The sequence below is a fragment of the Streptomyces sp. NPDC056161 genome, assembly GCF_042268025.1.
GTDB lineage: Bacteria > Actinomycetota > Actinomycetes > Streptomycetales > Streptomycetaceae > Streptomyces.
This window is the reverse complement of the sequence record NZ_JBHJUV010000096.1, coordinates 1-21,166: the sequence shown is the minus strand read 5'-3', so window position 1 is coordinate 21,166 and position 21,166 is coordinate 1. Positions and strand designations below refer to the sequence as shown.

Genomic DNA, 21,166 nt, shown 5'->3' with positions numbered 1-21,166 from the left:
CCCGGCCCCGGCGTGGTTGCGCCGGTTTGGCCGGGGGCAACCATTTGGGGAATTATGGTCCCCACCACCGGCTCCCGGGGCACTCTCCCGGTGCCCCCCGCCCGACCCGGTTCCCGGGTCGGCCGTCGGCGTTTGTCAACCGTGGTTGACAGGCCCGTCATGTCAACGTAGATTGACATCATGACCGAAGCAACCAATCTCGCCGAGCGCGCGGGGGACCGCGACCCGCGGGTCGGGCTGCGGGCCGTCGTCGCCCTGCGCAGGCTGCTGGAGCAGCTGGAGGCCGTGCAGGTGCGCAACGCGCGCAATCAGGGCTGGTCGTGGCAGGAGATCGCCACCGAACTCGGGGTCAGCAGACAGGCCGTGCACAAGAAGTACGGGAGGCAGTGATGTTCGAACGGTTCACCAGGCATGCCCGCGACGTGGTCCAGGGCGCCGTGGAGCACGGCAGGCGTGAGGGGGCACGGACCATCGAGGCCGACCACCTGCTGCTCGCCCTGCTCGACCGTGAGGGGAGCCGGGGCTCCTTCGCCCTGGCCGCGCTGGGGCTCGCCGACCGCAGGGAAGCCATACGGAGCGGGCTGGCCGAGGCCCGGCGGCGGGGCGGACTCACCCGGGCGGACGCCGACGCGCTGGCCGGACTCGGAATCGACGTCTCCGAGATCGTCCACCGGGTCGAGGAGGCGCACGGCGTCGGAGCGATGTCCGGCGACCGCGCGGACCGGGGGTGGTGGTCGTCGGGCCATCGCCCGTTCAGCCGGAGTGCCAAGGACGTCCTGGTACGAGCGCTGCGCACCGCCGTGAGCCATCGGGACCTCCCCCACGCTCGCATCCGCTTGCGCGGAGGGACCCCCGCCATCGGCGACGAGCACATCCTCATCGCGCTGACGGTCTGCCCCGGAACGCCCGCCGAGATCCTCGCCGACCACGGGGTGACGTACGAGTCCCTGACCCGCGTGTTGTACGGCGACGGGGAGGCCAAGGCGGGCTGACGGACCCCGTCGCTTCCTGGGGGCGGCCCTCCGGCCCCAGGACCCGCCCCTTGCCCCTGCCCCGGCGCCGACGCGGCCGGGGCGCGGGGGTGTGTCGTGCGGTCAGGGGCACAGGGTGCGTGGTGCGGTCAGGGGCAGAGGGTGCGTGGTGCCGTCAGGGGTGGGGGTGGCGGAGGATCACCCCGATGTGGGCCGCCGCCGTCGACAGATGGCGGCGCGCGTCCCGCAACTGGTCGACGGTGACGCCGTGGTCGCGGGCCGCGTCCCGGATGTCGTCGCGGAAGCGGTCGAGGAGGCGGTCCAGATCACGGGCCGGGTCGCCGCTGGAGTCCTCCTCGGCCCAGGAAGGGGCATAGTCGGCCGGGAAGTCCTCCGGGGTCTGTTCGTACTCCGGGGTGGGCGCGGGCTGGTGGGGCCCGGTCTTCGGTCCCGCGTCCGCGTGCGCTCCCGTGTCCGTGCCGGACCGGCCGAAACCGAAGTCCTTGCCGAACTCCTTCCCGAAGTCCTTCCCGAACTCGCCGAACTCCTTGGCGAGTTCGCTCAGTCCCTCACGCATCCCCGTGGGCCAGTCGCCCCGCCCGAAGTGGTCCTGCACCCGCTCCTGGACCCGCCGGGCGATCCGCTGCATCTCCTCCTGGGCCTGCACCCGCGCCCGGGCCTGGGCCTCCTGGGCCTGACGCCGTGCCCGCTGGGCCTCCTCGCGGGCCCGGCGGCTCTCGTCCTTGGCCCGCCTGGCCTGCTCCTTCCATTCCTGCTTGGCGCGGCGCATCTCCTCCTTGGCGGCGCGCCAGGACTCCTTGTCGCCCAGGTCGCCGTACTCCCCGAAGGGGGGCTGGTCGGCGGCTCGGGTGCCGGTGCCGCGCCGGGCCTCGGAGGCGGCGGCCCGCATCTCGCGCCGCAGGTCACCCGCCGCGCCGCGCACGTCCGCCCGGATCTCGGCGGCGAGTTCCGCGACCGACTCGCGGATCTCCAGCTCCAGATCGGCCAGTTCCCCGCTGCGGTCGGCCAGTTCGGCACGGCCCGCGTCCGTGATGGCGTACACCTTCCGGCCGCCCTCGGTGGTGTGGGTGACCAGGCCCTCGGCCTCCAGCTTGGCCAGCCGGGGGTAGACGGTGCCCGCCGACGGCGCGTACAGCCCCTGGAAGCGCTCCTCCAGGAGGCGGATCACCTCGTAGCCGTGGCGCGGGGCCTCGTCGAGCAGCTTGAGGAGGTAGAGGCGGAGGCGGCCGTGGGCGAAGACGGGAGGCATGTCAGAGCACCTTCTTGTCGGTCGTGCCGTCGGCCCGGGCGCTCGTCGCGTCGGCTGCCGGGCCGGAAGCGGAATTGTCCCCCGACGTGTGCCGGGACGCGGCCGGATCCGGCCCGCCATCGTCCCGGGCGACGTCCTCGTCCTCCTTCGGTGGGCGGCGCAGCAGGGCGATCGAACCGGAGACCGTGGTGGCACGGAGCTTGCCGGTGCCCGCGCCGAGCCGGCCGGTGATCTTGTGGGCGCCCCATTGGCCGTGCACCCGCAGGTCGTCGAAGGCGTTGGAGATCGAGCCGCTGGCCGTGTTCGCCTCCACCTCCGAGTCCGCCGGGTGCGGCAGCCGGATGGCGATCTCGCCGGAGACACTGGTCAGCCGGACATCGGTGGGGCCGTCCGGATCGAGGTCGACGATCATCGATCCGCTGACCGAGTCGGCGTGCACGGAGGAGCCCGCGCCCTCGACGACGGTCAGGTCGCCCGAGACGGAGTTGAAGCGCAGGTCGCCCGTGACGGCCTGGGCGTCGAGGCTGCCGGACACCGTGTCCGCCCGGACCGGGCCGGAGAGGGCGACGAGTGTCGTGTCACCGGTGACGCCCTTGACCACCGAGGTGCCGCTGATGCCCGAGACCACGGCGCCGGCGCCGACCACGCCCACCTCCACGCGGGTCCGCGCGGGGACGGCGAGGGAGACGACCGCGCTGCGCCGCCAGCCCTTGCGGTCCAGCCATTTGAGGAAGCCCTTCCAGGGCAGGTCCTCGTACGCCACCGTGAGGCTGCCGTTCTCCTGGGTGACCACCAGGGGCGGGCCCTCGATCTGCGAGACCTGGAGCCGGGCGGAACCCTCGTCCGTGCCCACGACGTTGACTGTTCCGTTGACGACGCGCACGTGCAGTTCGCGCACGGGGTCGTCGAAGACGAGCTGCGTGGGCTCTGCGACGGACCACTCGGACATGGTGCTGACCTCCTCGACGGCGGACGCGACGCGCCATATCGCGTCTCCCCTCAAACACGATATATCGTGGCCGCGCAAAGTCAAGACACTCGTTCGCCGGGCCACCCATGGGTCGTCGGGGCGCGCTCGGGTAGGGCTTGCGCCGTCGGCCCGGTGGGGACCGGAACGGTGCGCGCCGGACCGAGGGAGCGAGATGGTGTGAGGCGGCGTGAGATGGCGTGAGGTGGAGTGAGGCGGCGCGAGGTGGTCCCGGCCGGGGCCGACGCGGTGGAGGGCGACCGCCTCGGACCCGTGCCCGCGCGCCGACGCGGCCACGGCGGGCCGGACGCGGCCACGGCGGGCGGGAGGGGGCCGGGCATCGCGCGGGGCGTGCGGGGCGTGCGGGGCGTACGACGGCGCGGCACCGGCGGGCGCACGGGGAGTGCGAGGAGGCGGGGGAGCGCGGGGTGGACAGCCCCGGGAGATGGGGCAGCACCGGGAGACGGGGTCGGGCGTACGAGCCGGGCGGCCGGTCGACGCGGCGGGCGGCGGACGCCACCGGTGCCGCGCCCGCCGCAGAGGGACCCGAGTGCGGACCGCCGGAGACCTACCGGTCCGCTCCGCTCATCCCGTTCGTCCCGCTCGTCTCATTCATCGTGTTTGTCGCACCCGTCCTGACCGGCCTATTCGTCGTCCTCGTCGTCCAGTCGTGCCAGCCAGGTGGCCAGGCGCTCCACGGGCACCTCGAAGTCGGGGTTCAGGTCGACGAAGGTCCGCAACTGCTCGGCGAGCCACTCGAAGGTGATCTGCTCCTCGCCGCGCCGCTTGTCCAGTTCCTCGATGCCGCGGTCGGTGAAGTACATGGTGGGCTCTCCTGCGTGGTCACGTGTGCGTGCTGGCTCCCTACCAGCCTAGGCCGCCGGGCAGAGGGCAGGGCGCGCACGTCAGGGACGCAGGGCGAGGCCGGAAAGCCCCCATGGCACGCGGTACGCCGCGCCCGAGGGGTTGGGGTTTCGAGTGAGGGGAAGGAGTCTTTCCCCGTGTGGACTCGGGGGAACGGGGGAAACAGCATGGCTCGGGAAGTGACGCGGGTAGCGCGCATCGAACTGCCGGACGGTACGCCGGTCTGGGCCCGGATATCAGGGGCCGAGGAACTGGCCGCGCCGTCGGGCGAGTTGTCGTACACGGACACCGGGTTCGCGGAACGGGTGGAGGCGGGTGTGGAGAGCCTGCACTCGCTGGTGACCGGTGTCGCGCGGTCGCTGGCCGGTCCGCTGCGCGCGGTGCGGCCGGACGAGGTGAGCGTCCAGTTCGGCATCGAACTGACCGCGAAGGCCGGCAAGGTCGTGGGACTGCTGGCGGACGGCGAGGCGAAGGCCGCCGTCACGGTGACCCTGACGTGGACCGGCGACGGCCCGCCGGACCCCACGACGGAGCACAGCCGCGACCCGGCACCGCCGAGCGGCACTCCCCAGGACCCGACGGCCGGCGACCCGGCCCCGGGCGATGCCGGAAGCGGCCGTTCCGTCCCGCCGGATCCCGCGCGTGGTGCCTCGGAGCCGCGGGCCTCGGCGGCCGGCGGCCCGGTCCCGCAGGATCCGCCGCCCCCGGCCTTTCCCGCACCCGCTCCCGTCAATCACCCCGACCCGGGTGCGTTCACCGGCGGCCTGTTGCACGGGGGCGCTCGTGGGCCGGTCGGTGGGGGCGGGGTATGAGCGGGCGGCACGACTGGGGCGCATCGGGCGGGTCCCATGCCGCCCACCATGCGCTGCGTGAACTCGTCATCGCGGCCACCGTGCGCATTCATCGCGCGTCTGTCGGGTATGACCTCGACGAACCCGGCACCTTCCTCGGCAGCGGTTTCTTCATCGCCCCGAACTGGGTTCTCACCTGCGCGCACGTGGTACACGGCCAGGAGGGAGGCGAAGTGACGGTGGTGTACGAGAGCGGGCCGGGGGAGGGTCCCTCCGCCGTTCCCGGGCGGGTGGCTGCCACCCTGCCCGACCGCGTCGAGCACCGTGGCCGCGGCGGCTGGCCCGCCCCGGACCTCGCGCTGGTCCGGCTGCGCGAACCCGTCGGCCACGACTGCGTGTACGGCTCCGAGCGGCCCACCGCGCAGTACGGCGAGGGCCGGGTGTTCTACGCGGGCTGGACCGTGACCGGAGGCCGGCTGGAGATCCTGGACGGGTTCCTCTCCGTGCAGGGGACCATCGGGGGCTGGTCGTCGGGGGTGCAGATGAGACTGGGGCAGAACGACCTGCCGAACGGCGTCTCCGGCGGCCCCGTGATCGATCCCGTGCGCGGCGAGGTCATCGGCGTCCTCAAGTCCCGTGCCGACAACGGGTCGGGCGGCACCTCCACCGGCATCGAACGCCTGCGGACGTTGCAGGTCCCGCCGGGCGCCGTGCGCACCGAGCACGACGACGTCTACCACGCCGTGTTCCACGCCCACGACCGCTACCACCGCGACCGCCAGCAGCCCAGCGAGTCCCGCCGCCCCACCTGGGCCGACGTCCAGGGCGAACTCGGCGCCCGGCCCGGCCGCGCGCTCGACCCGGACCGGCGTGGCGAACTGCTCGGCCGGCTCGCCGAACTGCCGCCGCCCGACAGCACCCGGGCCCTGCTGGACCTCCTCGACTCCCTGCCGAACTTCCAGGCCCCGTCGCTGAGCCCCGCGCCGCGCGGCTGGCGCGACGGCCTGGGCCTGCTCTACGAGAGCGCCGACGGCGACGGTGCGCTGAAGCTCGTCCTCGACTACGCGATGCACGTCATGGCCGCCGAACGCTCCGCCACACCCAGCAACCTGACCGCCGAACAGGCCCTGTGGGACTGGGTGAAGCAGGCGTCGACGGCGCTCGACCCCGGCTATCGCAGCCGCCTCGCCCGGCAGCGCGCCCAACATCTGGGGCAGCGCCGGGTCCGCGGGCCCGACGACTCCTGCGGGGCGTCCGAGGGCAGGGAACCCGGCTGGCCTCAGGGACCGGCGAGGGACGCCGGGGCCGGGCCGACCGTGCTGCTTGAGGTGCTGCCGCGGGGCTGGGAGCCCGATCGCTGCGACTGGTCGATCTCCGTGGCCCGCGCCGACGGCGAGGTCACGCGGCTCCACGAGGCCGAACGGACGCCCCTGGACGACCTGCCGACGCACGTCCTCGGCCCGCTCGCGGAAGCGTTCCGGCGCTGCGACGAGCCCGGACGGCCCGTGGCGCTGCACGCGGCCCTGCCGCACCGGCTGCTCGGACTGGCCGTGGACGAATGGGAGCCCAGGCCGGGCGGCCCTCCGCTGGGCGCGCAGCGGCCGGTCGTCCTGCGCTGCTCGGACCGCGAGCAGGTGCCCGGCGACGAGTCGGCGTGGCCGCCGGATCCGTACCGGGGCGCGGACCCGGCGGGCCCGCCGGGGGAGCCCGCCGAGGACGGGGACGAGGAGCGCCTCGACCGCTGGAACCGGCTGCACGCGCGCGACGCGCTGGCCGAGGTGCTCGACTGCGACGACGGGGTGCGCGAACCGGTACCGGCCGTCGTGGAGCTGCGCGGCCTGCCGCCCCGCACCGTCCCGGTGCTGTGCCGGTTCGGCGACCGGCGCTACGACGACGACTCGGCCGCGCTCGGCCGGATCGTGCGCGCCGGGTTCGGGGTGGTCCTCTGGCGCCGGTGGCGCAGCCAACCCGACGCCGTGTGCGGGGAGTTCCACCGGGGCGCCAAGAAGGCGGTCGACGACGGGGACGGCGCGGCCCGGCTGCCCGACCTGGTGCACGGACTGCGCATGAAGGTGCGCGAGGGGCTCACGGAAGCTTTCTGGGCGGACGGGATCGCGCTGCTGTACGACGATCCGCGTCAGCCGCTGCCCGGGACCGGCGATCTGCTGGAGGCGCCCTGATGCGCCGCCCGCGCGTCGGTCTCCCCGCCCCGCCCGGCCCCTTACCAGGCTCGCGGCGGATCGATACGGTGATGCTCGTTCGACGGATCGTGACGCACACGTGAGGGCTGGTGGGCCGAGTGACGGCGAGGACCGGATCATGACCGAATCCAGTGAGTGGCTCATCTACCGAGGCGCCGGGGAACCCCACGACGGAATGGACCGGCTGCCTCCGCCGCCGCCCTGGCGGGACTTCTCCGGCCGGGACGCGGCGGAGGACGGCGGCGACGGCTCCCGGGACCGCAGGCTGGGCACGCACCGGCACCTGGCCGAACTCCACCGGCCCGGCGCCGAGGAGCTGGAGATGATCAACGCGGCGCTCTATCTGCGCCGCCCCCTGCTCGTCACCGGCAGCCCCGGCGCGGGCAAGAGCACCCTCGCGCACTCCGTGGCGTACGAGCTGGGACTGGGCCACGTCCTGCGCTGGTCCATCGTCAGCCGGTCCGCGCTCCAGGACGGGCTCTACCACTACGACGCCATCGCCCGGCTCCAGGACGTCCAGATCGCCGCGCAGGGCGGGTACGGAGCCGCGGCCGGCAGCCCGGGGGCCGTCGAGGCCATCGGCAGCTACATCCGCCTCGGGCCGCTCGGCACCGCCCTGCTGCCCTCGGACACCCCGCGCGTGCTGCTCATCGACGAACTCGACAAGAGCGACATCGACCTGCCCAACGACCTGCTGAACGTGCTGGAGGAGGGCGAGTTCGAGATACCCGAACTGCAACGCATCGCCGACCGGCTGCCGGACGGCGAGGCCGAGGTGCTCACCGCGGACGGCACGAAGGTCCGGGTCCGCGACGGGCGGGTGCGCTGCCGCGCCTTCCCGTTCGTGGTCCTCACCAGCAACGGGGAACGGGACTTCCCGGCCCCGCTGATGCGCCGCTGCATCCACCTGGAACTGGACCGGCCCGACCACAACCGGCTCGCCACCTTCGTCCGGGCCCATCTCGGCGACGAGGCGGCGCGCGCGGGCGACGACCTGATCGGCCACTTCCTGGACCGCTCGCGCAGCGAACTCCTCGCCGCCGACCAACTGCTGAACGCCATCTACCTCACCGACGCGGCCGCGCCGCCCAGCCGCGACCGCCTCGCCGACCAGCTCATCCAGCGACTCGACCGTCCGAGGTGAGGCGGCGATGTCCGACGCTGCGGCGCGACCCGGTCCGGGGCCGGTGAGCGGCCAGGACGGCGACCCCGTCGCCGAACTGGTCCGCCGGCTGCGGGAGATCGGCCTCGACCCGGACGCCGAGAGCCTGAGCGACGCCCTCTGGCTGGCCCGCTGGTCACGTTCCGCTGACTCCGAGGACGCCGGGGACCCGGCCGCCGGTTCCGGCGTACGGGCCCCGGGCACGGCCGGCGGCCTCCCGTCGGACCGTCGCGCCCCCGCACCGGACGCGGACCGCCGCCCGCGGCGGCCGGAACCGCAGCCGGCCACCGCCGGACCCGGCCGGCACGTCTCCCTGTACCCGATGCCGCAGGACGGCGTCCGTCGCACCCACCGATCCGCCCGCGTGACGGCACTGCCGGTCGGCGTGCCCGCCGCGCACGTGCTGCCCGCCCCACTCGAACTCCAGCGGGCCCTGCGGCCGTTGCAGGGCTACCGCAGCGCGGCGCCACCGCTGCGCACCCAGCTGGACGAGACGGCGACCGCCGAACTGAGCGCACGGGCCGGTGGACTGGTCCTGCCCGTCCACCGCGCCGTGACCCGCGGCGACGCCCGGCTGCAACTGGTCCTCGACGCCTCGCCCTCCATGCGGGTCTGGGACCGGATGTTCGTCGAGCTCCAACAGGTCTTCGGACAACTGGGCGCGTTCGGGGACATCCAGATCAGCCATCTGCACGCGGACCCGGACGGCGCACCCGCCGTCAGCCGCAGTCCCGACGTGCACGCGGCCCCGCTGCACACCGCCGACCGGCTGAGCGACCCCACGGGACGCCGTATCACCCTGCTGGTCAGCGACTGCGCGGGACCGCTGTGGCACAGCGGGCACGCGCACCGGCTCCTGCACCACCTGGCCCGGCAGGGCCCGGCCGCGGTGCTGCAACCGCTGCCGCAGCGCCTGTGGAACCGCACCCGGCTGCCCGTCAGCTACGGCGAGCTGATCCGGGGCGAGACCCTGGTCGGTGCCGGTGCGCTGCGAGTGCGCACCCCGGCCGGCGCGCCGCTCGGCGGGCCGCGCGGCGCCCTTCCGGTGCCGGTGCTGCCGCCGGAACCGGTGGCGCTCGGCGCCTGGGCGCGGTTGCTGTCCGGGGCGGGCGCCGGTCCGGTGGCGGGCGCCGTGGGCTGGGTGCGCGCGGACCAGCCGCCCGTGCCGCAGGCCCGTCCGGGCCGTCGTCCGACGTCGGTCGAGCGGGTCAGCAGGTTCCGCTCCGCCGCCTCCCCGGCCGCCGGCCGCCTCGCCGTCTACCTCGCCGCCGCCCCGCTGTGCCTGCCGGTGATGCAGCTCGTGCAGCGGACGATGCTGCCCGACTCGGGGCCCGCCGAACTCGCCGAGGTGCTGCTCGGCGGCCTGGTCACCCGCGCAGGGGAGGACCACGGCGCGGACGGCGTGCAGTGGTACGAGATGCCGCCCGACGTCCTGGAGGCACTGCTGTCCACGCTCGGCCGGGACGAGGCCGTCCTGGTCCTCAAGCACTGCTCCGCCTACATCGAGCAGCGCTTCGGCAAGGGCGGACCCAACTTCCCCGCCCTGGCGCTCGCCCAGCTCGGCGGCGAGCCGGGGCCGGGCGCCGGGCGGGCCTACGCACCCGGCGCCGGATATCCCCGCGACACCGGTGACAACGGCGACAACGGCGACGCCACGCTGGTCCCGCAGCCGTTCGCCGAGGTCGCGGCCCGGGTCCTGGAACGCTTCATGCCGCTGCCCGACCAGTTCCGCATGTACGGCGGCACGGACGGGCGTACCGCCGCCGCGGAACCGCCCACGCACCCGGCGGTCTCCCGCGCCCGCTCGCTGCTCGCCCGGTTCGACGACGAGGGCATGGTGCAGGACCTGATCGACGCCGTACAACTGCTGCGCGGCGCCGCCGAGCACGAGCAGCCGCCCGGTGCCGACGCCGAGCTGTGGGCGGAGTACGCGCGCTGCGCCCTGCGGCTGTGGGAGGTGCAGGGCGGCGCGGAGCTGCTGCGCGAGGCGGAGGCCGCCGCGGAGCGGGCCGTCGCCCACCCGCACGCCCTGCACGAACGCGCGGCGCTGGCCCGGGTGCTGCACGCCGCGGCCACCGACCGCAGGCGCCGCGGCGACCGGCCCGGCGCCCTCGACCTGCTGCGCCGCGCCGACCGGGAGTACGCGGTCGCCTGCGCGGCACCCGGCCTGGACCCGCAGGAGGCGCTGCGGCTCACCCTGGAGCGGGTCGGCGCGCTGGACGCGCAGTGGCGCCTCGGCGGGGACAGCGCGCTGCTCCACGGCGCCGTCGGCATGCTGGAGGCGTTCGCCGACGCCTGGCCGGACCACCGCGACCGCCCGGCGGCGCTGCCGCTCGCACACGGCCGGATCCTGCTGCGCCTGTCCGGCGCCACGACCGATCCGGAACAGGCCCGCGGCTACGCCGGGCAGGCGGCGCGCTCGCTGCAGGACGCGCTGGAGGCCCAGGCGGACGGGCCGTCGTTCCGGGAGCGGGTGCGGGTCGTCCTCGACCTCGTCGACGCCCTGCTGCGTTCGGACGGCGACCTGGACGAGGCACAGGACCGCGTCGAGGAGGCGCTGGCACTGGCGCAGAAGCGCACCCAGCGGGCGGCCCTGCACATCCGCGTCGGACGGATCGGGGCCGCCCGCTACGCCGAGTCGGGCGACCCGCGCCAGCTCCAGGACGCTGCCGCCGCCTTCGCGACCGCCGCCGCGGACATGCCGAGGGACGCGGCCGGCCACTCCGACCTCCTCGCCGAGTGGGGCGAGACGCTGCTGCGCCGGGCCGAGTCGGAGAGCGGCGCACGCGCCTGGGACCCGCTGTCCCAGGCGGTGCGGGTGCTGCGGGACTGCCGGTCCGAGACCCCGGCGGGCAGCGAGCACATGGCGTTCCGGCTGCTGCTGCTGGGCCGGGCGCTGATCCTCAGGTACCGGCTGCGCGGCGACCGGGTCGACCTGCGGGAGGCGGAGTACCTCTTCGGGCTCGCGGCGGCCGACGCGGACGAGCCGCTGCTGGCCGCGCGCTGCCGCCTGGAGCTGGGGCAGGCCCAGTACGAGGCGTACCGCGGCCTGGACCGCCCCACCCGGCTGGACGGCGCGGTGGACGCCTTCCGGCTGGCCGCGGAGTCCGCCCACGAGGCCGAGGAGACGGCCCGCACGGACCGCTGCCGCCGAGAAGCGGTGGAACTGAGTGCGCAGGCACACCACTGGCGGGGTATGTCCTATGAAGCGGCCGCCCGCCCACGGGCGGCCCGCGAGGCGTATCGCGCGGCACGCGGCGAGTGGTCCAGGCTTCCCGACGGCAGTCTCGGCGTCGGCGGACCGACGGCGCGGGACACGGCGGAGCGGCTGGCGGAACTGGAATGAGGGGATCGAGGGGATGACGGAGCGGAACGGGACCCCGGCCGGGGTCGACGAGGCACTGCCGGACCTGCTGGACCTGGATCTGGAGATGCTGAGGACGATCGAGCACCCGGTGCTGCGCGAGGTGCTGGACGGGTTGCGGGAGCGGGCGGAGCGGCCGAGCGAGATGCTGTGGGGCTTCAACCGGTCCTTGTGAGCTGAATAACGAGCGGAAAGAGACAACTTCGGACGTGCCGGGTTTCTCTCGGTACCCGGACCGGGAATGCGGGCCACAACCAGTGGACGGCATGGGGGTGCGGGGTGTCTGGACCGACGGCTCCCGTTCCGGCGTCCGCGTCCCCTCCGCACTTCCGGCAGTTCATCGTGAAGGTGCACGGGCGCTGCAACCTCGCCTGCCGCTACTGCTACCTCTACGAGGGCCCCGACCACACCTGGCGCACCCGCCCGGCCGCCGCCTCGCCCGAGGTCCTCACCCGCACCGCCCAGCGCATCGCCGAACACGCCCGCGCGCACGGCCTGACGAGCCTCTCCCTCGTCCTGCACGGCGGCGAACCCCTGCTCGCGGGCGCGGACACGCTCGCCCGCTTCACCGACGACGTACGCGCCCGCGTCCCCGCCGGCTGCGCCGTCCAGGCGGCCGTCCAGACCAACGGCACACTCCTGACGGAGCGGCGCGTCGCGGTGCTGGACCGGCACGGCATCCGGATCGGCATCAGCCTCGACGGCGGTCTGCCCGCGCACAACGCGCGTCGACTCGACCACGCCGGACGCCCGTCCTGGCCCGCCGCCGTCCGCGGGGCCCGGCTGGTGGCCGAGCGCTTCCCGCGGTCGTACGCCGGCATCCTCACCGTCGTCGATACCACCCTCGACCCGGTGGAGACGTACGAATCCCTGCTCGAACTCGCCCCGCCCGCACTGGACCTGCTGCTGCCCGACGGCAACTGGTCGGCGCCGCCGCCGCGATGGGAGGGCGCCCGCCACGGCGCCTGGCTGTGCGCCGTGTTCGACCGCTGGTGGACGGCCGGGCGCCGGGAGACCCGGGTGCGGCTCTTCGAGGAGTGCCTCGCGCTGCTGCTGGGCCTGCCCGCGGCCACCGAGTCCCTGGGCCTCGCCCCGTTCGACGCGCTCGTGGTGGAGACCGACGGGACGATCGAGCAGGTCGACTCCCTCAAGTCGGCCTACGAGGGCGCCTCCCGCACCGGTCTGGACGTCTTCCGGCACTCCTTCGACGAGGCCCTCGACCACCCCGGGGTGGCCGCCCGGCAGGCGGGCGCGGCGTCCCTGGCCCAGCAGTGCCGGGCCTGCCCGCTGCTGGAGGTCTGCGGCGGCGGCCACTACGCCCACCGGTACCGGGCCGGACACGGCTTCAGGAACCCGTCCGTGTACTGCGCGGACCTGAAGATCTTCATCCGACACGTGGCCGGACGACTGGCGCGGGACACCGGGGTCGCCCGTGCGGTCCCCGTCTCTTCCGAGGGGGTCACCCCGTGATACTTCCGGAGGTCCCGGACCGGGCCCTCACCGAACTCGGCCGCACCGAGGGCGGCGCCGACACCCTCGCGCTCCTCGTCCGCGACCAGGACACCAGGCGCATGATCCTGCTGCGCGCGGTGCTCGACGCGGCGGAGACGGCCGAACCGGAGGTGTGCTCCGACGCCCGGCGGACCCGGCTGCGGCAGGACTGGGCGCTGCTCGCCGAGGCGGACCGCACGGACCGGGCGCGCGGCCGGCCCTCGTCGGCCCGGACACGGCTCGTCCACCCGCTGACCGGACCGTGGGCCGGGCGCTGCCGGCGCGGGCTGCGGCGGGCCCGCACGACGGACCCGGCGCGGCACGAACTCGCCCGCGATCTGGCCCACTTCAGCACCTTGGCCGCGGTGGCCGCCGCGCGCGCCGGGATTCCCTTCAGCACCCGGCTGACCCCCCGTGACGGCCTGCTCGCCCTGCCCTCACTGGGCGCGCTGCGCACGGACCCGGACGAGGCGGCGGTCGAAGCCGTCCACGACAACGGTGTCCTGACCCTGCGCCGGTCCGGTATCCGGGACGTGGTCGTGCATCTGGAGCGCGACACCGGGGCCTGGTCCGCCGCCTCTACCTGGACGTCGGCCTACGCGCTGCCCGGCCTGCTCCCCGGCGCGCAGCCCATGCCCCTGGAGGACCTCGACCCCTACCGCGTACCGTCGTCCGGGCCCGGTCGGCACGCGCTGGGTGCGGCACCCGACGACACCGAGCGCAAGCGCTGGTTGCAGGCGTGGTCCGCGGTGGCCGCCGTCCTGCGGACGGGCGGCGAACACCGGCTCACGGAGACGCTCGCGCTGCTGCGCTGCCTGGTTCCGCTTGAGTCGCCGCCGGGCGCGGAGGGCCGCGGCAGTTCGAGTGCGACCCGGCACGAGGCGTTCGGCGCGCTGCTGAGCAGTGTGCCGGCCACACCGGTGGCCTTCGCCGCGACCCTGGTGCACGAGTTGCAGCACTGCAAGCTGGCGGCGCTGTCGGAGATGGTGACCTTGCATCAGGCCGACGCCACCGCACGCTACTTCGCGCCGTGGCGGCCGGATCCGCGACCGTACGACGGACTGCTCCAGGGCGCGTACGCGCATCTGGGCCTCGCCGACTTCTTCCAGCGCCGTGCGCTGACACAGGACGGGGACGGGCAGCGCAGCACGTCCGCGTGGATCCAGCACGCCCGCTACCGGGCCCAGGTCGGGGCGGCGCTGCCCGCCCTCGTCGGCTCGCCCCATCTCACGGTGCGGGGCCGGGCGTTCGTCGACGAGATGGTCGTCGCCCACGAGCGCATGGCCGACCACCCCGCGCCCAGGGGACACACGGCGCGCGCCCAGGCGTATGTGAAGGCGGCGCGCGCCCTGTGGATTCAACGCCACCCGCTCGCGACGCCCACGAATCGCTGAATCGCCGTCCTCGCCCCGCCCACTGCGCAAAGATCGTCGAGCCGAGGTGTTCGTTCATGAGGTCGTCGGACTCCCCAGAGCCGCGCCGAGGTTCTAGGATTTTATGACTATGCGCTGGAGGCCGCTGCATGTCTGAAGCTCGTACCCCGGTCAGGCAGACCGGGCGGGGGAACGCGAGGCAGACCGTCACGATCAGCTTCGCGGGGTTCAACCGGGCCTGGGCGGCGTGGATCGGGGACAGACTGGAGCGGCACGGCCTGCGCGTCGTGTACCTGCGCTGGGACGCGCCGGCGGAGGAGCCGCTGGTCAACCTGCTCCGCGATCTGGCGCTCGCCGAGGGCCGCATCCTCATCCTGGTCAGCGAGTGGTACTTCCAGCTGGGCCCGCGGTCCCACGAGGAGTGGAACGCCGCCCTGCGCGAGGTCGTCGCGCCGGACGCGTCCCGGTTCGCCGCCGTGTCGATCACCAACGCCTCGCTGCCCACGGCCACCGCCGTCCTGGCACCGACCAACCTGACCAACATGGGCGCGGACGAGGCCGAACGACGCCTCTTCGACCGGCTGGACCTGCCGGTCGACGCCGCGCCCGCCACGGACGCCTCCTACCGCGGACCGCGCTTCCCCGCGGCCACGCCCGAGGTGTGGGGCGGCGTACCCCGCCGCAACACGCGGTTCACCGGCCGCGACGGCCTGCTGACCGACGCCTACCACCTGCTCCAGGGCAGCGAGCCCGGCGCCGGTGTCCTCACGCTGCACGGCATGTCGGGCGTCGGCAAGACCCAGTTCGCGGCCGAGTACGTGTACCGGTTCGGCTCCGAGTACGACGTCGTGTGGTGGGTCAACGCCGAGAGGAGGGTGACCTACCGCCGCCTGCTCGCCGAACTCGCCCCCAAACTGGGCCTGTCCACCGGCGCCGAGTACGGAGAGCGGCTGCGCGCGGTGCGCGACTCCCTGCGCCGGGGAGAGCCGTACTCCCGCTGGCTGCTGATCCTGGACGGCGCCGACGAACCCGACCAGATCTGGGACCTCGTCCCGACCGGTCCGGGCCACGTGCTCATCACCTCCCGCAACCCGGAGTGGGGCGAGCACAACAGCCAACTCCTCGAAGTACCGGTCTACGCGCGCGAGGAGTCCGTGGCCTTCATCCGGCGCCGGGCCCCCCGACTGAGCGAACCCGAGGCCGACCAGCTCGCGGAGGCACTGGAGGACCTGCCGCTGCTGCTCGACCAGACGGCGGGCTGGCTCAACGACTCCGCCCTCTCCGTCGACGGCTACATCGCCCTGCTGGAGGGCGGCATCGACCAGGACGTGGTCAAGGTCTCCGCGGACTTCCCGGTCGCCTTCCAGACCGCGTGGTCGATACTGCTGAACAAACTCCGCGAGACCGTCCCCGAGTCGGTCGCCCTGCTCCGGCTGTGCACCTTCTTCGCGCCGGGCTTCATCCCCGTACGCCTCCTGAAGGAGATGCCGCACGACGAGCTGCCCGAGGAACTCGCCGGACTCCTGGACGACCCGCTCCTGTGGAACAAGGCCGTCAACCAGCTGCGTCAGTACTCCGTGGTGCGCCTGGAGTCCCACGAGTTCCCCGCCGACGAGACCAACGGCGGCTCCTCCTCCGGCGAATCCGTCTACCTCCACCGCATGGTCCACCAGATCGTCCACAAGGACATGCCGGACGAGAACCGCCGGCAGTACATCGACGTGGTCCGACAGGCCCTGGCCGCGGCGGACCCCGGCCGGCCCACCGACACCCGCAACTGGGACACCTACGCCGAGATCCTCCCGCACCTGAAGTACGCCGACGTCCTCAAGAGCAAGGACCGGCGCGTCCAGAGCATGGTCCTCAACTGCCTGCGCTACATGTCGTTCGCGGGCGAGTACAACAGCGGGGCCAAGCTGGGCAAGCGGACCCTGGACGCCTGGCGGGGGCTGCTCGGCGAGTCCCACCCGCGGGTCTGGGAGGCCACCTTCCACTACGCCAACCTGCTGCGCTCCTCGGGCCGGGTCCTCGAAACGGAGGCCCTGGAGCGGGCCGCGGCGGAGCAGCTGCTCGAAGAACGGGGCGAGCGCGACCTGGAGTATCTGCGGACGGTCGCCGGACTCGCCGCCGACCTGCGGATCCTCGGCCGCTACGACGAGACGCTCGAACTGGACCAGTGGCTGTACCCCACCTATCAGGAACTGCTGGGCGACCAGGATTCCCGGACCCTCAACGCCCTGAACAACATGGCCTTCACCCTCCGGCTCCTCGGCAAGTACGCGGAGGCCGTGGAACTGGACCGCAAGACCCTGGACGCGCGCCGCCTGGTGCTGAAGGCCCGGCACCCCTGGACCCTCTCCTCCGAGGTCTCCTACGCCGTCAACCTGAGACTCCTCGGCCGCTACGGCGAAGCCGAGTCCGTCCAGTCGAAGAACGTGCGCGAGTCCCGGATCGTCATGGGCAAGGACAACCCCGGGACCCTGCGCGGCGAACTCAACCTGGCGCTGTGCTGGCTGCGCGCCGGGAAACGCCCCGACGCGGGAGAACTCCTCACGAACGTCCTGGAGGGCTACGAGCGCAAGCTGGGCGACACGGCCCTGGACACGCTGTCCGCCGCCGTCAGCCAGAACTGCTTCGCCCGCGAGCACGGTGACATCGACCAGGCCAGGGAGACCGGCGAGTCCATCATCGCCCGCTACGAGATGCTCCTGCCCGAGGGGCACCCGTTCATCAGCGGAGCCCGCGCCAACCACGCCCTGGTCCTGCGCAGCGTGGGCGAGCGCGACCACGCGCACGTGCTCATCGAGCAGGCCCTCGCCGACCTGACCGCGTCCGTGGGCGACCGCCACCCCTACACCCTCGGCTGCGCCATCAACGCCTCCGCGCTGCGCAACCTGGTCGGCGAGACGGAGTCCGCGGCCCAGCTCAGCAGGGCCACCATCACCCTCGCCACCGAGACCCTGGGCCGCACCCACCCCCTGACCCTGTCCGCCCGGGTCGCCCACGCGGCCGACCTCCGGGCCCTGCGGGACCGCCAGCAGGCCGAGAAGACCGAGCAGGAAGCCCTCTCCGACCTGGCCGAAACCCTCGGTCCCCAGCACATCCACACCATCTCGGCCCGCTCCCGCAACAGGCCGTACTGGGACTTCGAACCGCAGAACTGACCGGCGCGCACGCCCGAGGGGCCCGGTACCGGATCGCTCCGGTACCGGGCCCCTCGGCTGCCGTGCCGCGAGACCTACGCCTCGAACACCTCACGCACCAGCTGCTCCTGCTCGGCCTGGTGGCGCTTGGCCGAACCGACCGCCGGGGACGAGCTGTGCGGGCGGGAGATCCGGCGCAGCCGCTCACCGTGCGGGACGTCGGCGCCGACCGCCAGGTCCAGGTGGTCGATCAGGTTGAGGGCGATGAACGGCCAGGCACCCTGGTTCGCCGGCTCCTCCTGGGTCCACAGGTACTTCTCGGCGTTCGGGTACTTGTTGACCTCCGCCTGGAGCTCGGCACCCGGCAGCGGGTACAGGCGCTCGATGCGGATGATCGCCGTGTCGGTCACCCCGCGCTTGCGGCGCTCGGCGTCCAGGTCGTAGAAGACCTTGCCCGCGCAGAAGACGACCTTCTTCACGGCGGCCGGGTCGACCGAGTCGTCGCCGATGACCGGCCGGAACTCGCCGCTCGTGAACTCCTCCGCCTTCGACGCCGCCGCCTTCAGCCGCAGCATCGACTTCGGGGTGAACACGACCAGCGGCTTGTGGTCCGGGTTGTGCACCTGCCAGCGCAGGAGGTGGAAGTAGTTCGACGGGAGCGTCGGCATCGCGACCGTCATGTTGTTCTGGGCGCACAGCTGGAGGAAGCGCTCCGGGCGGGCCGAGGAGTGGTCCGGTCCCTGGCCCTCGTAGCCGTGCGGGAGGAGCAGCACTACGCCACTCGTCTGACCCCACTTCTGTTCGGCGGCCGAGATGTACTCGTCGATGACCGACTGGGCGCCGTTGGCGAAGTCGCCGAACTGCGCTTCCCACAGCACCAGTGCGTTCGGACGGGTCAGCGAGTAGCCGTACTCGAATCCCATCACCGCGTACTCGGACAGCAGCGAGTCGTAGACGTTGTAGCGGGCCTGGTCCGCGGACAGGTACAGCAGCGGCGTGTAGTCCTCGCCCGTCTCCCGGTCGATCAGCACCGCGTGGCGCTGGCCGAACGTGCCGCGGCGGGAGTCCTGCCCGGACAGCCGGACCGGGACGCCCTCAAGCAGCAGCGAGCCGATCGCGAGGGTCTCGCCCATGCCCCAGTCGATCGTGCCGTCCTCGACCATCGACGCCCGGCGCTGCAACTGCGGCAGCAGTCGCGGGTGCACGGTGAAGTGCTCGGGGATGTTGACCTGGGACTCGGCGATGCGCTTGACGACCTCGGCGGAGATCGCCGTGCCGACCGCGACCGGGAAGCCCGCCTGCGCGTCCGCGGACTCGGGCGCCGACGGCTGCGAGGTGGCCTCGCGGACCTCGGTGAAGACCTTCTCCAGCTGGCCCTGGTAGTCCTGAAGGGCCTGCTCGGCCTCTTCCAGGGTGATGTCGCCGCGACCGATCAGGGACTCGGTGTAGAGCTTGCGCACCGAGCGCTTCTTGTCGATCAGGTCGTACATCAGCGGCTGGGTGAAGGCCGGGTTGTCCGACTCGTTGTGACCGCGGCGGCGGTAGCAGATGAGGTCGATCACCACGTCCTTGTTGAACGCCTGGCGGAACTCGAAGGCCAGCCGCGCGACGCGCACGACCGCCTCCGGGTCGTCGCCGTTCACGTGGAAGATCGGGGCCTCGATCATGCGGGCCACGTCCGTCGCGTACATCGACGAGCGCGAGGACTCGGGGGCCGCGGTGAAGCCGACCTGGTTGTTGATGACGATGTGGACCGTGCCGCCGGTGCGGTAGCCGCGCAGCTGCGACATGTTCAGGGTCTCGGCCACCACGCCCTGGCCCGCGAAGGCCGCGTCGCCGTGGATCGCCACCGGCAGGACGGTGAAGTCCGTACCGCCCTTGTTGATGATGTCCTGCTTGGCGCGGGCGATGCCCTCGATGACCGGGTCGACCGTCTCCAGGTGGGAGGGGTTCGCGGCCAGCGAGACCTTGATCTGCTCGCCGTCCAGGCCGGTGAAGGTGCCCTCGGCGCCCAGGTGGTACTTCACGTCGCCGGAGCCGTGCATCGACTTCGGGTCGAGGTTGCCCTCGAACTCGCGGAAGATCTGCGCGTACGACTTGCCGACGATGTTGGCGAGGACGTTGAGCCGGCCGCGGTGGGCCATGCCGATGACGACCTCGTCGAGCCGCGACTCGGCGGCCGAGTCCAGCACCGCGTCGAGCAGCGGGATGACGGACTCGCCGCCCTCCAGGGAGAAGCGCTTCTGGCCGACGTACTTCGTCTGCAGGAAGGTCTCGAAGGCCTCCGCCGCGTTCAGCCGGCGCAGGATGCGCAGCTGCTCCTCGCGCTCCGGCTTGGAGTGCGGGCGCTCCACCCGGTCCTGGATCCACTTGCGCTGCTTCGGGTCCTGGATGTGCATGAACTCGATGCCGGTGGTGCGGCAGTACGAGTCGCGCAGCACGCCGAGGATGTCGCGCAGCTTCATCAGGGTCTTGCCGGCGAAACCGCCGACGGCGAACTCGCGCTCCAGGTCCCACAGGGTGAGGCCGTGCTCGGTGATGTCCAGGTCCGGGTGCTTGCGCTGGCGGTACTCCAGCGGGTCGGTGTCGGCCATCACGTGGCCGCGGACCCGGTAGGAGTGGATCAGCTCGAAGACCCGGGCGGCCTTGGTGACGTCGTCGTCGTGGGAGGCGTCGATGTCCCTGAGCCAGCGGATCGGCTCGTAGGGGATGCGCAGAGCCTGGAAGATGTCGTCGTAGAAGCGCTCCTCGCCCAGCAGCAGGTTGGCCACCTGGCGCAGGAACTCGCCGGAGGCGGCGCCCTGGATCACCCGGTGGTCGTAGGTCGACGTGAGCGTCATGACCTTCGAGACGCCGAGCTTGTTCAGGGTGTCCTGGGAGGTGCCCTGGAACTCCGCCGGGTAGTCCATCGAGCCGACGCCCATGATCACCGACTGGCCGGGCATCAGACGCGGGACCGAGTGGACGGTGCCGAGGCCGCCGGGGTTGGTCAGGGAGACCGTGACCCCGGTGAAGTCGTCCATCGTCAGCTTGTTGTCGCGGGCGCGCCGGACGATGTCCTCGTAGGCCTGCCAGAACTCGAAGAAGTTCAGCGTCTCGGCCTTCTTGATCGCCGCGACCACGAGCTGGCGATCACCGTTGGGCTTGACCAGGTCGATGGCGAGGCCGAGGTTGACGTGCGGCGGCTTGACGAGGGTCGGCTTGCCGTCCTTCTCGCCGAACGACCAGTTCATCGACGGCATGGCCTTGATGGCCTGGACCATCGCGTAGCCGATGAGGTGCGTGAAGGAGATCTTCCCGCCGCGGGCCCGCTTCAGGTGGTTGTTGATGACGATGCGGTTGTCGAACAGCAGCTTCACCGGGACCGCGCGGACCGAGGTGGCGGTCGGCAGCTCCAGCGAGGCGTTCATGTTCTTGGCGACCGCCGCGGAGGGTCCGCGCAGCGTCTGGTACTCGGGGCCTTCGGCAGCCGCGGTGGCCGGGGCGGCGGCGGGCTTGGCGGCCGGCGCGGCGGGCCTGGCGGGGGCCGGAGCGGCCGCGGCGGGCTGCGGGGCGGCCTGGGCCGGCGC

At 73.2% G+C, this 21,166-nt stretch carries 14 protein-coding genes; 10 read left to right on the top strand and 4 right to left on the bottom strand.

Annotation, left to right across the window (positions count from 1 at the left end):
• Window positions 1–180 precede the first annotated feature (180 nt).
• Both ACFC09_RS43985 and ACFC09_RS43980 read left to right on the top strand, forming a co-directional pair.
• Complete coding sequence (locus ACFC09_RS43985) at window positions 181–390, top strand: HTH domain-containing protein (protein WP_376538460.1); 210 nt, start codon at window positions 181–183, stop codon at window positions 388–390.
• On the top strand, window positions 390–992 hold the full coding sequence (locus ACFC09_RS43980; RefSeq protein WP_376538458.1) for a Clp protease N-terminal domain-containing protein: 603 nt from the start codon (window positions 390–392) through the stop codon (window positions 990–992). The genes ACFC09_RS43985 and ACFC09_RS43980 overlap by 1 nt, the downstream gene beginning before the upstream one ends.
• A gap of 154 nt (window positions 993–1,146) precedes the next feature.
• Here the strand turns inward: ACFC09_RS43980 and ACFC09_RS43975 are convergent, their stop codons facing one another.
• The 3 genes from ACFC09_RS43975 to ACFC09_RS43965 form a co-directional block, all read right to left on the bottom strand.
• Window positions 1,147–2,241 (bottom strand): helix-turn-helix transcriptional regulator, encoded by a 1,095-nt coding sequence (locus tag ACFC09_RS43975; RefSeq protein WP_376538456.1) that lies wholly within the window; start codon window positions 2,239–2,241, stop codon window positions 1,147–1,149.
• Between the two features lies 1 nt (window position 2,242).
• Window positions 2,243–3,190, bottom strand: coding sequence for a DUF4097 domain-containing protein (locus ACFC09_RS43970; RefSeq protein WP_376538454.1), 948 nt, complete (start codon window positions 3,188–3,190; stop codon window positions 2,243–2,245).
• Between the two features lie 662 nt (window positions 3,191–3,852).
• Window positions 3,853–4,032, bottom strand: coding sequence for a DUF6104 family protein (locus ACFC09_RS43965; RefSeq protein ID WP_376538452.1), 180 nt, complete (start codon window positions 4,030–4,032; stop codon window positions 3,853–3,855).
• Window positions 4,033–4,239: 207 nt separating this feature from the next.
• Between ACFC09_RS43965 and ACFC09_RS43960 the strand changes: the two genes are divergently transcribed.
• From ACFC09_RS43960 to fxsT, 8 genes are all read left to right on the top strand, one after another.
• Window positions 4,240–4,884, top strand: coding sequence for a CU044_2847 family protein (locus ACFC09_RS43960; protein ID WP_376538450.1), 645 nt, complete (start codon window positions 4,240–4,242; stop codon window positions 4,882–4,884).
• Window positions 4,881–7,043 (top strand): trypsin-like peptidase domain-containing protein, encoded by a 2,163-nt coding sequence (locus ACFC09_RS43955; protein WP_376538448.1) that lies wholly within the window; start codon window positions 4,881–4,883, stop codon window positions 7,041–7,043. Before ACFC09_RS43960 ends, ACFC09_RS43955 begins: the two co-directional genes overlap by 4 nt.
• A gap of 139 nt (window positions 7,044–7,182) precedes the next feature.
• A complete protein-coding gene (locus tag ACFC09_RS43950; protein ID WP_376538446.1) occupies window positions 7,183–8,208 on the top strand; it encodes an AAA family ATPase in 1,026 nt (341 codons plus the stop codon).
• 7 nt (window positions 8,209–8,215) lie between these two features.
• Window positions 8,216–11,572: an SAV_2336 N-terminal domain-related protein gene (locus tag ACFC09_RS43945; protein WP_376538444.1), complete on the top strand. Its 3,357-nt coding sequence runs from the start codon at window positions 8,216–8,218 to the stop codon at window positions 11,570–11,572.
• A 13-nt stretch (window positions 11,573–11,585) separates the two neighbouring features.
• Entirely contained in the window at window positions 11,586–11,765 is a 180-nt protein-coding gene (fxsA, locus tag ACFC09_RS43940) for an FxSxx-COOH cyclophane-containing RiPP peptide (RefSeq protein WP_376538442.1), read from the top strand.
• A gap of 104 nt (window positions 11,766–11,869) precedes the next feature.
• Window positions 11,870–13,060 carry an FxsB family cyclophane-forming radical SAM/SPASM peptide maturase gene (locus ACFC09_RS43935; protein WP_376538440.1) on the top strand — a complete coding sequence of 397 codons (1,191 nt, stop codon included), beginning with the start codon at window positions 11,870–11,872 and terminating at the stop codon, window positions 13,058–13,060.
• Window positions 13,060–14,475, top strand: coding sequence for an HEXXH motif-containing putative peptide modification protein (locus tag ACFC09_RS43930; protein WP_376538462.1), 1,416 nt, complete (start codon window positions 13,060–13,062; stop codon window positions 14,473–14,475). Before ACFC09_RS43935 ends, ACFC09_RS43930 begins: the two co-directional genes overlap by 1 nt.
• Window positions 14,476–14,603: 128 nt before the next feature.
• A complete protein-coding gene (gene fxsT, locus ACFC09_RS43925) occupies window positions 14,604–17,618 on the top strand; it encodes an FxSxx-COOH system tetratricopeptide repeat protein (protein WP_376538438.1) in 3,015 nt (1,004 codons plus the stop codon).
• 74 nt (window positions 17,619–17,692) lie between these two features.
• On the opposite strand, the gene ACFC09_RS43920 is transcribed toward fxsT, so the two are convergent.
• A partial coding sequence (locus ACFC09_RS43920; protein WP_376538436.1) for a multifunctional oxoglutarate decarboxylase/oxoglutarate dehydrogenase thiamine pyrophosphate-binding subunit/dihydrolipoyllysine-residue succinyltransferase subunit occupies window positions 17,693–21,166 on the bottom strand: 3,474 nt, incomplete at its 5' end.

What these genes read in the sequence shown, in the direction of transcription:
- ACFC09_RS43985 (WP_376538460.1), top strand. Translation starts at nt 181, where the DNA reads ATGACCGAAGCAACCAATCTCGCCGAGCGCGCGGGGGACCGCGACCCG.
- ACFC09_RS43980 (WP_376538458.1), top strand. Translation starts at nt 390, where the DNA reads ATGTTCGAACGGTTCACCAGGCATGCCCGCGACGTGGTCCAGGGCGCC.
- ACFC09_RS43975 (WP_376538456.1), bottom strand. Translation starts at nt 2,241, where the DNA reads ATGCCTCCCGTCTTCGCCCACGGCCGCCTCCGCCTCTACCTCCTCAAG.
- ACFC09_RS43970 (WP_376538454.1), bottom strand. Translation starts at nt 3,190, where the DNA reads ATGTCCGAGTGGTCCGTCGCAGAGCCCACGCAGCTCGTCTTCGACGAC.
- ACFC09_RS43965 (WP_376538452.1), bottom strand. Translation starts at nt 4,032, where the DNA reads ATGTACTTCACCGACCGCGGCATCGAGGAACTGGACAAGCGGCGCGGC.
- ACFC09_RS43960 (WP_376538450.1), top strand. Translation starts at nt 4,240, where the DNA reads ATGGCTCGGGAAGTGACGCGGGTAGCGCGCATCGAACTGCCGGACGGT.
- ACFC09_RS43955 (WP_376538448.1), top strand. Translation starts at nt 4,881, where the DNA reads ATGAGCGGGCGGCACGACTGGGGCGCATCGGGCGGGTCCCATGCCGCC.
- ACFC09_RS43950 (WP_376538446.1), top strand. Translation starts at nt 7,183, where the DNA reads ATGACCGAATCCAGTGAGTGGCTCATCTACCGAGGCGCCGGGGAACCC.
- ACFC09_RS43945 (WP_376538444.1), top strand. Translation starts at nt 8,216, where the DNA reads ATGTCCGACGCTGCGGCGCGACCCGGTCCGGGGCCGGTGAGCGGCCAG.
- fxsA (WP_376538442.1), top strand. Translation starts at nt 11,586, where the DNA reads ATGACGGAGCGGAACGGGACCCCGGCCGGGGTCGACGAGGCACTGCCG.
- fxsT (WP_376538438.1), top strand. Translation starts at nt 14,604, where the DNA reads ATGTCTGAAGCTCGTACCCCGGTCAGGCAGACCGGGCGGGGGAACGCG.